This window comes from Paenibacillus litoralis (assembly GCF_046244365.1).
In the GTDB taxonomy this organism is placed as follows: domain Bacteria; phylum Bacillota; class Bacilli; order Paenibacillales; family NBRC-103111; genus Paenibacillus_V.
This window is the reverse complement of record NZ_CP176395.1, coordinates 1-13,579: the sequence shown is the minus strand read 5'-3', so window position 1 is coordinate 13,579 and position 13,579 is coordinate 1. Positions and strand designations below refer to the sequence as shown.

Genomic DNA, 13,579 nt, shown 5'->3' with positions numbered 1-13,579 from the left:
CGACGGCCTACAGCCATCATGATCTCCATAGAAAGGAGGTGATCCAGCCGCACCTTCCGATACGGCTACCTTGTTACGACTTCACCCCAATCATCTACCCCACCTTCGGCGGCTGGCTCCTTGCGGTTACCTCACCGACTTCGGGTGTTGTAAACTCTCGTGGTGTGACGGGCGGTGTGTACAAGACCCGGGAACGTATTCACCGCGGCATGCTGATCCGCGATTACTAGCAATTCCGACTTCATGCAGGCGAGTTGCAGCCTGCAATCCGAACTGAGACCGGCTTTTTAGGATTCGCTCCACCTCGCGGTTTCGCAGCCCGTTGTACCGGCCATTGTAGTACGTGTGTAGCCCAGGTCATAAGGGGCATGATGATTTGACGTCATCCCCACCTTCCTCCGGTTTGTCACCGGCAGTCATCCTAGAGTGCCCAACTCAATGCTGGCAACTAAGATCAAGGGTTGCGCTCGTTGCGGGACTTAACCCAACATCTCACGACACGAGCTGACGACAACCATGCACCACCTGTCTTGGATGTCCCGAAGGAGGGCGCTATCTCTAACGCTTGCATCCAGATGTCAAGACCTGGTAAGGTTCTTCGCGTTGCTTCGAATTAAACCACATACTCCACTGCTTGTGCGGGTCCCCGTCAATTCCTTTGAGTTTCACTCTTGCGAGCGTACTCCCCAGGCGGCATGCTTAATGTGTTTACTTCGGCACCAAGGGTATCGAAACCCCTAACACCTAGCATGCATCGTTTACGGCGTGGACTACCAGGGTATCTAATCCTGTTTGCTCCCCACGCTTTCGCGCCTCAGCGTCAGTTATAGGCCAGAAAGTCGCCTTCGCCACTGGTGTTCCTCCACATCTCTACGCATTTCACCGCTACACGTGGAATTCCACTTTCCTCTCCTACACTCCAGTTGCCCAGTTTCCAATGCGACCCAAGGTTGAGCCCTGGGTTTAAACATCAGACTTAAACAACCGCCTGCGCGCGCTTTACGCCCAATAATTCCGGACAACGCTTGCCCCCTACGTATTACCGCGGCTGCTGGCACGTAGTTAGCCGGGGCTTTCTTCTCAGGTACCGTCAAATGAAGAGCAGTTACTCTCCTCACCCTTCTTCCCTGGCAACAGAGTTTTACGATCCGAAAACCTTCATCACTCACGCGGCGTTGCTCGGTCAGACTTTCGTCCATTGCCGAAGATTCCCTACTGCTGCCTCCCGTAGGAGTCTGGGCCGTGTCTCAGTCCCAGTGTGGCCGTTCACCCTCTCAGGTCGGCTACGCATCGTCGCCTTGGTGAGCCGTTACCTCACCAACTAGCTAATGCGCCGCAGGCCCATCTGTAAGTGACAGCTTGCGCCGTCTTTCCTGATCTCTCCAGGTGGAGAAACCAACTATCCGGTCTTAGCACACGTTTCCGTGAGTTATCCCGGTCTTACAGGCAGGTTGCCTACGTGTTACTCACCCGTCCGCCGCTAACCTTTCCCGAAGGAAAGATCCGCTCGACTTGCATGTATTAGGCACGCCGCCAGCGTTCGTCCTGAGCCAGGATCAAACTCTCCATAAAAGTTGAAGCCGAGGCTTCGTTTTATTTCGATATTGACTTGCTCATGCGATTTGTTGCTTGTTTTGCTGGCTTTATTCGCTCATTGTTCAGTTTTCAAAGGACAATTCGTTTTGCTTTACTTCGTCGTCGCTTCGTTAACGCGACTTTTACATCTTATCACACATCACTGGGCGATTGCAAGTACTTTTTTTAAAAAGTTTTTTCTTGCTTTCAACCTATTGAATTGTCGTGATTTTTTGCTAGCCCTTTAAAAGGGGCGAGAAGTAATATACCATGCTTAGTGTTATCAGGTCAAGCCTTTATCGAAAAAAGTTTATTAATTGATTTTATCGAGCACAGCCATGATGTATAAACTGCGTTCCGTGGTTAAATTAACGATCGATCCATTCACATTGACCCATGGCCGAGTCGGGTTTGCCCGGTCCGAAAAAACAATTTCGCCGATCCGATTGTCGTTCAATTTTACCAACGTTCCGTTATGGAAAGACGTTACTCTTCCTATGAACGTTTGAACCATGGCAGGATCAAGCTTGCCGAAAGACTCATTTAACAGCTGCTCCAGCACTAAATAGGGAGAAGACGCCCGTTTATAACGCCGATGAGACGTCATCGCGTGGAAAATATCCGCAATGGCCACAACTTTCGCATAGGGGTGTACTTTATCGCCTTTGACTCCTAGCGGATAGCCGGTCCCGTCTTCTTTCTCATGATGCTGAAGCGTACAGAGCTTGACGCCCTCGTTGATAGCAGGCAGGTTTTTAAGTATCTGATAGCCGTAAACGGTATGTTTTTTCACTTCTTCCATCTCATTATCCGACAGCTTGCTCGTTTTGCCCAGGATGGCTTCGTCGATCTTCACGTTGCCGATATCATGGAACAATCCTCCCAAAGCCACAGGCAGCAAATCCTTTTGGGCAAATCCGTGCCACTTGGCTAATTGAAAGGAGGTTAAACTAACCAGTACGCTGTTGTAGTAGAGATTGTCTTGTTCGCCGGATCGTTTGGGAGAGAACGTTAACACATTATAGGTATCGATCCCTTTGATAAGCGTCTCCAACTGTAGACGAACCTCCAGAATCGGGATGGGATGCCCGGTGTTTGCGTAATTAAACGCCTTTTTGAGCAGCATCACCATATTGTCAAACGCCAGAGTAAAATAGCTAGGGGCATTCTCCTCGTTGCTTACAGAGGCTGTTTCCTTAGAAGGCTGATCCATTTCAAGCTTTGCTTCGATCGATACGCTGGGTATCAAAAAAGCGCGCAGCACTTCGATATCGCGATGCGATACCGTGCGGCCTTTTTCCAGAAGTACGCTCCCTCTTTTCGTTAAGACGGAATCTATTAGCCTTTCTCCAGATTTCAGCTGTCCAACGGAAACGATTGACATAGAACGGTTCCCCTCACCTTGTGCCCGAAATTTAACGTATACCTTGAAAATCCTATGATTAGATGCCAAACGGCTTAACCTAGCGTCAGACGCTTGCCGAGATGTCTACCCATCGCTGAAAAAGGGTCCAGATCGCTAAAATAAAACAACAAGGAGGGGAATATCCCCTCGCTTGTCCGTTATTCGTTCGTTTCCGTCGATTCCGGCGATTCCTGTGATTCCGTCGTTTCCGCAGAATCGGTCAGATCGCTTTCTTCTTCATTTTTTTGAACGCGCGACAACGTCGCCACCTCATCGTCTTCACGAATATTGATAAGACGTACGCCTTGCGCATACCTGCCCATCGTGGAAATGCCGGACATATCCATACGAATGATGGTGCCTTGGGCGGAAATGATCATCAGATCCTCGTCTTCTTCGACGACTTTCAAGCAGACCACCGGCCCGTTCTTTTCGGTAACGTTGATCGTTTTGATCCCTTTGCCGCCGCGCGATTGCAGACGGTATTCGGATATCGGCGTTTTTTTGCCATATCCTTTGGACGTTACGATCAACACCGCATGATTCTCTTGGACCACGTCCATATCGATAACGGCATCGTCTTCCCCGATACTGATCCCTTTAACCCCGGTAGCGGAACGGCCCATCGAACGAACGTCGGTTTCCTCGAATTGAATCGACAGCCCCTGGCGCGTCCCCATGATGATAGACTGCTTGCCGTCGGTCAGTTTAACGCCGATCAATTCGTCGTCTTCGCGCAGGTTGATCGCAATCAAGCCGCCCTTGCGGATGTTACCGTAATCGTCAAGCGGAGTCTTCTTAACGATACCGCTGCGCGTGGCGAAGAAGAGATATTTATCGGAGTCGAAGTTTTCGACCGGTATAACCGCGTTAACAGTTTCCCCCTGTTCGATTTGAATCAGGTTGATGATCGGCGTCCCGCGGGACGTCCGGCTCAGATCCGGAATCTCGTAAGCCTTAAGCCGGTACACTTTCCCTCTGTCGGTGAAGAACATCAAATAATGATGCGTGTTGCTCACGAACAGATGTTCGACAAAGTCGTTATCTTTCGTATCCATCCCTATGACACCCTTGCCGCCGCGTTTCTGCGAACGGTAAGTGGTAACCGGGAGGCGCTTGACGTATCCGGAGTGAGTAATCGTGATAATGACATCTTCCCGCGGAATAAGATCCTCGTCTTCGATGGCATCCTCGCCGATCGTAATTTCCGAACGACGCTCGTCGTGGAATTTATCTCTGATTTCTTGCAGCTCCTGGCTGATGATCTCAAGAATAAGATTCTCGTCGGCCAAAATCGCTTTAAATTCAGCAATCTTTTGCAAGAGCTCCGCATACTCCTCTTCGATCTTCTCCCGCTCCAAGCCAGTCAACCGCTGTAGACGCATGTCCAGAATCGCTTGCGCCTGTTCGAGGCTGAGCTGGAACTGGGACATCAGGCCTTCGCGCGCTTCCTCGGTCGTACGCGATGCACGGATCAAGGCAATTACCCGGTCAAGATGATCCAGGGCAATCCGCAAGCCTTCCAAAATATGAGCCCGCGCTTCCGCTTTGCGTAAATCGAACTCGGTACGGCGGCGAATGACTTCCCGCTGATGAAGCAAATAGTGATGCAGCACTTCTTTCAGGTTCAATACCTTCGGCTCTTTATTGACGATAGCCAGCATGGTGATCCCGAAATTGCTCTGCATTTGCGTATGCTTGTACAAATTGTTAAGGACAACGTTCGGATTGACGTCGCGGCGCAGCTCTATGACGATCCGCATCCCGTTACGGTCGGATTCGTCACGAAGATCGGTAATGCCGTCGATCTTCTTCTCGCGTACGAGATCGGCAATGCTGACGATAAGCCTGGTTTTGATAACCTGGTAAGGCAGCTCGTGTACGATGATACGCGCCTTGCCGTTGTTATCCTCGATCGTCGCTCTTGCCCGCATTGTGACGGAGCCGCGGCCGGTCGAATAAGCTTGCTTAATGCCCTCCCTGCCCAGAATGAATCCTCCGGTCGGGAAATCGGGGCCTTTAATATATTGCATCAGCTCAAGCGGAGTAATGTCCGGGTTTTGGATCATTTGCTGAATGCCGTCGATGACTTCGCTAAGGTTATGAGGCGGTATATTCGTAGCCATACCTACGGCGATACCCGTTACCCCGTTTACGAGCAAATTCGGAAAACGCGACGGTAAAACCGCCGGTTCCAGTTCTTCGCCGTCATAGTTGGGGACGAAATCGATCGTTTCTTTGCCGATATCGCGAAGAAGCTCCATCGCGATCTTCGATAGACGAGCCTCCGTATAACGCATTGCCGCTGCCATATCGCCGTCGATCGAACCGAAGTTTCCATGGCCGTCAACAAGCATGTAGCGGTATGAGAAATCTTGCGCCATCCTTACCATCGCTTCATAGATGGAGGAGTCTCCGTGAGGATGGTATTTACCTATAACTTCGCCGACGATTCTGGCTGATTTCTTATATGGCTTGTCTGGCGCCATACCAAGCTCGGACATGGCGTACATAATCCGGCGGTGAACCGGCTTCAAGCCGTCCCTAACGTCGGGCAGCGCCCGGCTGACGATAACGCTCATCGCGTAATCCATAAACGATTCGCGCATTTCGGAGCCGATATCACGTTCTTTGACTTGCGGGATCAATTCTTCGGCCATCATTTACCTCCTGCCGGCAAACCGCCTCAAAGGGCGAGCTTGCCAGAATGGCATTAAATTTCGTTGCAATCTTCGCGGAAAGCCAAGGATAAACGCCTACCGGCGTCTTTTGACGCTGGCGTTTACCGTAGGTGGAGAGCCGCATCCGAGTATATACTTTCTGATATACGAACCTCGAAGCGGTCCGCTCTCCACAAGACCTACTGCGAGCCTTTATCCGGTGCGTTTCGCACATGGTAGTAGCCGCGATTTTTGTTGTATATGACTTTTTGCTGAATCAGCTTCTGCAGATCGCCCATCCGAATGTAGTTGCGTTTGCCTCTTCGTTCGATCGGAGCGTCGAGCTGAATCGTCCGGTCGCCCTCTTGCACAACCGTGCTGCCGGGATGAATAATCCACTGTCTCTTATCCCAATCCATCTGTATGCTTTGGTCGGGCAGCAGCATAAGGCTTCCGCCAATCTGCATAACCGTTTGTCCAAGAGGTACCCACTGATCCGCCCCGATTTCCGTAACCGTTTTGAACGTGATCAAATTATGCAAGGCTGAGGGCTGGACATAGGGAGAACCCGCGTTGATACGCGGGATTTGCATCGGATCGACCGATCCTGTCGCCATTTCGCTAAGCGTCGTAAAGCCATATCGGATGCCTTCGCCGCCAAGTATGCGTACGGACCGCTTATCGAACATGCCGTACGGATACGCGTAGGCGTCATGGCGGGTAGGCTGAAGCTCGTTCAGTTTCGACACGCATGTTTTGGTGTCGTTCACGATCGTTTTCTCATACTCTTCGTCGCTCTTGACGGTATCGCCATCCTGCGTTCGGCTGATCAAATACGGCGTCCCGCTCTTATCCTTGTGGTGAAGCCGGTCCGAATGGCATTCGAAGTCGAATTTCCCCTTGTGCGCGGCGACCATTTTCCTGATTTCGTCCTTCGACAAAAAAGGGACACGTACATCCTGCGAACGATCCAAATCATTCGTGATGATAAAATGAACCGCCGGAATATCGAGCTCCTGCAATATCGGGAACGCATGCGTGTAATAACTTCTATACCCGTCGTCAAACGTAACGAGTACGGCATTGACGGGCACGGCGCCTCCGGACATAAACGTCCGGAATTGCTCCAACGATATGAAGTTGTACCCGCGGTCCTGCAAATACACAAGCTGCCTGCGGAACAAATCGGGCGTGATCGTCACGTTATTGTCCTCAAGCCGGTCGTCGATATGGTGATAGACAAGCACGGCGACTTGATTCTCGTACATGACGGTTGCTTGCGATTCGATCATACGCGGATACAACAATACGCTCGCAACGAATACTAAAGCTGTCAATTGTTTAATTAACCGGTTCAAGAATGGACCCCTCTCCCAAAAGGTCTATCTGTAAGTGAGCCGTATCCTGCTTAAGCTGCGGAGCATTAAGTAGGAAGGCGGCTTCGGGGATTCCCGAAGCCAGTCGCTGCGAAGCGTAGCTTGCTTATGAATAATGCTAAACGTCCAAATTTTTCACGTATTTGGCGTGTGCTTGGATGAAATCCCGGCGTGGTTCCACGTTATCGCCCATCAGCGTGTCGAACACTTCGTCGGCATCGATCGCATCTTGAATCGTTACCTGAAGCAGGGTACGGGTATCGGGATCCATCGTCGTTTCCCACAGCTGGCCTGGATTCATTTCACCAAGACCTTTGTAGCGCTGAGTGTTCACTTTGACGCCTTCGCCGAATTCCTTGAGAATAATATCGCGTTGTTTGTCGTTGTAGGCGTATTTGATCGTCTTGTTGCGCTCCAGTTTGAAGAGCGGCGGCTGCGCGATATACACGTAGCCCGCTTCGATCAGCTTGCGCATGTAACGGAAGAAGAACGTCAGCAGCAGTGTCCGGATATGCGCACCGTCAACGTCGGCATCCGTCATGATGATGATTTTATGGTAGCGTGCCTTGGCAATGTCGAAATCGTCACCGATCCCCGTCCCGAGCGCCGTAATGATCGCCCGAATCTCGAGATTGGACAAGATTTTGTCCAAGCGCGACTTTTCTACGTTCAAAATTTTACCGCGAAGCGGCAGTATCGCTTGGAAATGGCGATCCCGCCCTTGCTTAGCCGATCCGCCGGCGGAGTCCCCTTCGACAATGTACACTTCGCTGATGGAAGCGTCTTTGGAAGAACAGTCGGCCAGTTTGCCCGGCAGGGAGCTTACCTCCAGGGCGCTCTTGCGGCGCGTAAGCTCTCTCGCTTTACGAGCGGCCTCTCTGGCGCGCGCAGCCTGGATGCCCTTCTCCATGATCTTCTTCGCGACAGCCGGATGCTCGTCGAGAAATTCCTGAAGCTTCTCGGCGAACAGGGATTCCACGATCCCTCTCACTTCGCTGTTGCCCAGCTTCGTCTTCGTTTGCCCTTCGAACTGCGGCTCCGGGATTTTGACGGAAATGATCGCACTAAGCCCTTCCCGAACGTCATCGCCGCTCAAATTGGCGTCGTTGTCTTTGATCGAGTTCGACTTGCGGGCATAATCGTTCAAAATACGGGTGAGCGCGCTCTTAAAGCCTGACTCGTGCGTACCGCCCTCATGAGTGTTGATGTTGTTGGCGAACGAATAAATGTTCTCCGAGTAGCTGTCATTGTACTGCAGCGCGATTTCCACCTGGATATGGTCTTTCTTGCCTTCGGTGTAGATCGGCGGTACGTGCAGCGGCTCGCGGGAACGGTTCAAATATTCGACGAACTGGATGATCCCGCCTTCATACCGGTGCGAATAGGACGCATCCGTGCGCTCGTCAAGCAAATTGATTTCGATGCCTTTATTCAAAAACGCCAGCTCGCGCAAACGCGACTGCAAAATATCATAGTCGTACTCCGTCGTTTCCGTAAAAATCGTCGGATCCGGCGTGAACGTAATGGTCGTGCCGGTTTCATCGGTTTCCCCGATTTCCTTCACGTCGTATTGCGGCGCGCCGCGGCGGTATTCCTGCTGGTATACCTTCCCTCCGCGCTTGACCGTTACGATCAGCTGTTCGGACAGCGCATTAACGACGGATACGCCGACGCCGTGCAGACCGCCCGAAACCTTATACCCCGACTCTTCGCCGCCGAATTTGCCGCCTGCATGGAGCACGGTAAGAACGACTTCGAGGGTAGGACGCTTCAGTTTGGCATTCTCGCCCACGGGAATCCCGCGGCCGTTGTCAATGACGGTGATACTGTTATCTTTGTGAACGATGATATCGACCTTCGTACAGAAGCCTGCGAGCGCCTCATCGATGCTGTTGTCTACGACTTCCCATACGAGATGGTGAAGCCCGCGGCCGCTTGTGGACCCGATATACATGCCGGGACGCTTACGGACAGCCTCAAGACCTTCCAGTACTTGAATCTGACTTTCATCATACGTATTTTGATTTGACGACATGGACCGATCACCTACCCTGTAATATCGCTTGGCCTTCGATTCAACTGAAATCGAAGGCTACGAGGAAATGCGTTATATGCAATTGCCGTTCAAAAGACTGCAGGCTTCCTTAGTTCATCAAAAGATGATTCGCCCGTTTCTTCAAGGTACCGGAGGAAATGGGAGAGTAATAAACCTTCGTCGTCGTGACGACGAGCGACTTGCTCTCTTCCTCGCCTATGACTTCCACCTTTTTCTCTTTGCCGGCATAGGTCAAAAATTGCTTCGACAGCTTGGAATTTTTCTCGATGGCAACGTCAAAAATCGCGATCAGCTCCGATGCGCGAATGATTTTCTCTCCGCCCAAATGGATAAACATGCACGATCCACTCCTAACCGGCAATCCTGCCGTTATTCGGCGACCACAGTGCCGCTCCTAACCTGAAAAATGGCCGCGCCGCTGATTTTGTCGAGGTTGACGCTTTCAATGCCCGTCGTCGTGATAAACGTCTGCACTTTATCCTGGAACGTCTCGATGAGCTGGGTTTGCCGATAACGGTCAAGCTCGGACAGAACGTCGTCAAGCAGCAAAATCGGATACTCCCCGACTTCCTCGCGAATAAGCTCAAGCTCAGCCAGCTTCAGCGATAACGCGGTCGTCCGCTGCTGCCCTTGCGAACCGAACGTCTGCACTTCCTTATCGTTGATGTAAAACAAAAGATCATCGCGATGCGGGCCTACCAGCGTAGTACCCCGACGCACTTCCTGCTCTTTCACCTTTGATAACTTTAACATAAATTGGTCCAATAAGACAGCTTCCGGTTCCTCGGGCGATGTCTCCAGTGACGGAGCATAGCGAATGATCAGCTGTTCATGGCCGTTCGTGATGCCTGAATGAATGCGTTCCGCCCATTGCTGCAGCTTCTCTATAAAGCTTTGACGCTTTTTGATAATTTTAACACCGTAGCCGGCAAGCTGTTCGTTCCATACCTCCAGCATCGCGCTTCCGGAGCTGTTTGAGGCCGCCGGCGTTTTCAAAAAATTGTTTCTCTGCAGTAATATTTTTTGATACTGCGTAATATCGTACAAGTAGGAAGGCTGCACCTGTCCGATCTCCATATCAAGAAAACGGCGGCGTATGCCCGGAGCTCCCTTGACGATTTCAAGATCCTCCGGGGCAAACATCACCACGTTCATCGCGCCGACATAGCCGCTCAGTTTTTTCTGCTCCAGCCCGTTCAGCTTTGCTTTCTTGCCGCTTTGGGAGATGGAGAGCTGCAGCTTGATCGGACCGTACTTCTTATCCAATTCGCCTTGGAGCAGCGCCTGCTGCTTGTCCCAACCGACCAATTCCTTATCCTGATGAGTCCGGTGCGATTTCGTCAGCGCCAGCACATAGATGGCTTCAAGCAAATTCGTTTTCCCTTGCGCATTCGGTCCTATGAAAATATTGACGCTGCTGTCCGTTCGAAGCTCGAAGTCGGCGTAATTGCGGTAACCGCTCAATCCGATCGATTTCAAAAACATCAGGAGCGCTCCACGCGAAATTCGCCGTGGCCCTGAACGGAGACGATATCGCCTGCAACAAGCTTTTTGCCCCTGCGGTTCTCGTCGATGCCGTTCACCTTGATCGGTACGTCCTGCAGAAAGCCTTTAGCTTGTCCTCCCGTGCTGATGCAGTCGGTCAGCTTCAGGAATTGTCCGAGCGTAATATAATCCGTTTGAATCGGTACGTTCTTCATTGGCTCGGTCCCCTTAGTTTACGGTGCGGTAAGGCAAAATAAGCTGCAGCATATTCGTACCGTCTTCCGGTGTAATGATAATCGGGCTCATCGGACCGGTGAAACGGAAGCGGATCGAATCGCTGTCCAGCGCCTTGAGCGCGTCCATCATATATTTCGAGTTAAACGAAATGCGCAGCAAGTCCCCGGTCAATTGTTCGCAAGCGAGCGTCTCCGTTACTTTCCCGAGCTCGGTTGAGCTGGATGAAATTTCGATCGTGTAATCTTCCTTCATGACCATTTTCACGATATTCGTTTTCTCTTCTCGGGACAACAAATAAGCGCGGTCGATCGCTTCCGTGAGCAGCTTCGCTTTAATAACAAGCTCGGTTTGAAAGGATTGGGGAATCACCTTCGTCATATCCGGGTACGTTCCATCCAGAATACGCGAATAAAACAAGATGTTGTTCAAACGGAACAGCACTTGATTGTCGGAAACGACGATATCGACGAGCATATTTTGATCCGGCAAAATTTTGTTCAATTCGTTCAGCGTTTTGCCTGAAATGACGATGTTCTGGAACTGCTGTTCGGACGGCGTCTCCATGTTCACTTCACGGGATGCGAGACGGTGACGGTCGCATGCCGTAAATTTCAGCTGGTTGTCGCTGAGCGTCCATAACACCCCGGTAAGAATGGGCGTCGTTTCGCTCGTCGAAACGGCGAATGCGGTTTGTTTGATCATCGCTTTCAGCAAATCGCTGGCCATCGAGATCACTTTGTTCTCTTCCAGGCTCGGCAATACCGGATACTCTTCCGGATCAAGACCGACCATTTGAATTTCCGACGTGCCCGCACGAATGGTCGTATGGAAATGGTTCGTTACTTCGATTTCAATCGTATCGGAAGGAAGCTTCCTGACAATCTCCATAAAAAATTTCGCCGGAAGAACGACGCTGCCCTTCGTGTAGAGCGTTACGACCTGCTCGTTGTCAATCTCGTTCGGAATATGAGATTGAATGGAAATATCCGTATCGCTGGCTGTTAACGTAACCCCGCTGAAGTCTGCGTCAAACTTAATCCCGCTCAAAATAGGGATAGTCGTTCTGCTGGAAATGGCTTTGGAGACGTGCTGGATCGATTCATTCAAATAGTCTTTCGAAATGGTAAGTTTCATCATGTCACTCCTACGATATTCATGAAAATGGGCCGACTGGAAACAAAAGAAACGATTCGTGTCTGCCGAAGGCGATTGAGGCTTTAGCGCTATTCATTTTAATCTTTTTTTATTAACAGTAGTAGTAGGCGCGTCTAATATGTGGATATGTGCATCAAACAGGCAAAGCGGAAGCCTATCCACATGTGCATAGTTTGTGCATAGGCTTCCGTGAAATTATATAGGTTTTTAGAGCTTACCGCAAAGCGCTCGGAACTCGCTTGAATGCTTGTCGTCACTTTGCCGGGTCATTTTAACTCGGGTTTTTTATCTTTTCCGTGATGTTGTGAATAATCTTATACAGTTCCTGATCCTGCTTCAGGTTGTCCGAAATTTTCTCATGGGCATGGATAACCGTCGTATGGTCGCGTCCCCCGAATGCTTCGCCGATTTTGGGAAGTGAATAATCCGTCAGCTCGCGAGATAAATACATGGCGACTTGGCGAGGAAATGCGACTGCTTTCGTCCGTTTGCGCGCTTTGAAATCCTCCATGCGCAGCCCGTAAAACTCCCCGACTTTCTGCTGAATATCCTGTATCGTGATCGTGCGCGGCCGGCTGGCCGGAATGATGTCCTTGAGCGCTTCGGCTGCAAGATGAGCGGACACATCCTGATTAATGAGGGAAGAATAAGCGACGACCCGAATCAGTGCGCCCTCCAGCTCGCGGATGTTGGAATCGATCTGATTGGCGATATAGGCCATCGCTTCATTCGGAATATCCAGGTTTTCGGCTTTCGCTTTCTTGCGAAGAATCGCAATGCGCGTCTCCAAATCAGGCGGCTGAACGTCCGTTATGAGACCCCATTCGAAGCGGGAGCGCAGCCGTTCCTCCAGCGTCGGAATTTCCTTCGGCGGCCGGTCGGACGAAATGACGATCTGCTTGCTGTCTTCGTGAAGAGCGTTAAAAGTATGAAAAAATTCTTCCTGCGTTCCTTCTTTACCGGCAATGAACTGAATATCGTCAATAAGAAGCACGTCGATATTCCTATACTTGTTGCGAAAGCTTTCGCCCCGGTTGTCTCGGATCGCATTAATGAATTCGTTCGTAAATTTCTCGGAAGAAATATACATAACCTTAGCCTTCGGATTATGCTCGAGCACGTAATGGCCGATGGCGTGCATCAAGTGCGTTTTGCCGAGACCGACTCCCCCGTATAGGAAAAGCGGATTATAGGCTTTGGCCGGCGCTTCGGCCACGGCCAAAGACGCGGCATGCGCAAACCGGTTTCCCGGCCCGATGACGAACGTTTCAAACTGATATTTCGGATTGAGCATATGCGCGAACGGCTCTTCCGAAACGGCGGATTGGGGCGGTGGCAGCGTAACGGCCGGCGAAGGCTGCGCTACTGCGATCGCTTGTCCGTCGTCGATAACGATGTAAACGTTGACCTGACGGTCCAGTACTTCATAAACGGTCGAACCGATGAGCTTCTGGTAACGGCTTTCGAGCCATTCTTGGGTAAACTTGTTCGGTGTGCAAATGACCAGCTCCGTATCCGTAAACGACAGCGCTTTTGTCGATTTCAGCCAAGTATCGAAGCTCGGTTTGCTGATTTTGGTCTGAATGACGGATAATACCTGCTGCCATAAATCGTGCGTAGGGCCTTCCAC

Annotated in this window: 9 protein-coding genes and 1 rRNA gene; all 10 read right to left on the bottom strand. The window is 51.0% G+C overall.

Going from position 1 to position 13,579, the window contains the following annotated elements; genetic code table 11:
- Positions 1–31: 31 nt before the first annotated feature.
- A 16S ribosomal RNA gene (locus tag ACKGJP_RS00050) occupies positions 32–1,572 on the bottom strand.
- A 316-nt stretch (positions 1,573–1,888) separates the two neighbouring features.
- On the bottom strand, positions 1,889–2,959 hold the full coding sequence (locus tag ACKGJP_RS00045) for an HD-GYP domain-containing protein (RefSeq protein ID WP_409343686.1): 1,071 nt from the start codon (positions 2,957–2,959) through the stop codon (positions 1,889–1,891).
- 179 nt (positions 2,960–3,138) lie between these two features.
- A complete protein-coding gene (gene gyrA / locus ACKGJP_RS00040) occupies positions 3,139–5,640 on the bottom strand; it encodes a DNA gyrase subunit A (RefSeq protein ID WP_409343685.1) in 2,502 nt (833 codons plus the stop codon).
- Positions 5,641–5,840: 200 nt separating this feature from the next.
- Positions 5,841–6,998: a polysaccharide deacetylase family protein gene (locus ACKGJP_RS00035; protein WP_409343684.1), complete on the bottom strand. Its 1,158-nt coding sequence runs from the start codon at positions 6,996–6,998 to the stop codon at positions 5,841–5,843.
- 136 nt (positions 6,999–7,134) lie between these two features.
- Positions 7,135–9,051, bottom strand: a complete 1,917-nt coding sequence (gene gyrB / locus ACKGJP_RS00030) for a DNA topoisomerase (ATP-hydrolyzing) subunit B (protein ID WP_409343683.1) — start codon at positions 9,049–9,051, stop codon at positions 7,135–7,137.
- Positions 9,052–9,160: 109 nt separating this feature from the next.
- Entirely contained in the window at positions 9,161–9,409 is a 249-nt protein-coding gene (gene remB, locus ACKGJP_RS00025) for an extracellular matrix regulator RemB (RefSeq protein ID WP_409343682.1), read from the bottom strand.
- Between the two features lie 32 nt (positions 9,410–9,441).
- Complete coding sequence (gene recF, locus ACKGJP_RS00020; protein ID WP_409343681.1) at positions 9,442–10,557, bottom strand: DNA replication/repair protein RecF; 1,116 nt, start codon at positions 10,555–10,557, stop codon at positions 9,442–9,444.
- Positions 10,557–10,772, bottom strand: coding sequence for a S4 domain-containing protein YaaA (gene yaaA, locus ACKGJP_RS00015; RefSeq protein ID WP_409343680.1), 216 nt, complete (start codon positions 10,770–10,772; stop codon positions 10,557–10,559). Before yaaA ends, recF begins: the two co-directional genes overlap by 1 nt.
- 13 nt (positions 10,773–10,785) lie before the next feature.
- On the bottom strand, positions 10,786–11,928 hold the full coding sequence (gene dnaN / locus ACKGJP_RS00010; RefSeq protein WP_409343679.1) for a DNA polymerase III subunit beta: 1,143 nt from the start codon (positions 11,926–11,928) through the stop codon (positions 10,786–10,788).
- Positions 11,929–12,220: 292 nt separating this feature from the next.
- The gene (gene dnaA / locus ACKGJP_RS00005) at positions 12,221–13,579 is read right to left on the bottom strand and encodes a chromosomal replication initiator protein DnaA (protein WP_409343678.1); all 1,359 of its coding nucleotides are present in this window, start codon (positions 13,577–13,579) and stop codon (positions 12,221–12,223) included.

Excerpts from the sequence above, each read along its gene's own strand:
- recF (WP_409343681.1), bottom strand. The coding sequence starts at position 10,557 with ATGTTTTTGAAATCGATCGGATTGAGCGGTTACCGCAATTACGCCGAC.
- dnaN (WP_409343679.1), bottom strand. The coding sequence starts at position 11,928 with ATGAAACTTACCATTTCGAAAGACTATTTGAATGAATCGATCCAGCAC.
- remB (WP_409343682.1), bottom strand. The coding sequence starts at position 9,409 with ATGTTTATCCATTTGGGCGGAGAGAAAATCATTCGCGCATCGGAGCTG.
- gyrB (WP_409343683.1), bottom strand. The coding sequence starts at position 9,051 with ATGTCGTCAAATCAAAATACGTATGATGAAAGTCAGATTCAAGTACTG.
- gyrA (WP_409343685.1), bottom strand. The coding sequence starts at position 5,640 with ATGGCCGAAGAATTGATCCCGCAAGTCAAAGAACGTGATATCGGCTCC.
- yaaA (WP_409343680.1), bottom strand. The coding sequence starts at position 10,772 with ATGAAGAACGTACCGATTCAAACGGATTATATTACGCTCGGACAATTC.
- ACKGJP_RS00045 (WP_409343686.1), bottom strand. The coding sequence starts at position 2,959 with ATGTCAATCGTTTCCGTTGGACAGCTGAAATCTGGAGAAAGGCTAATA.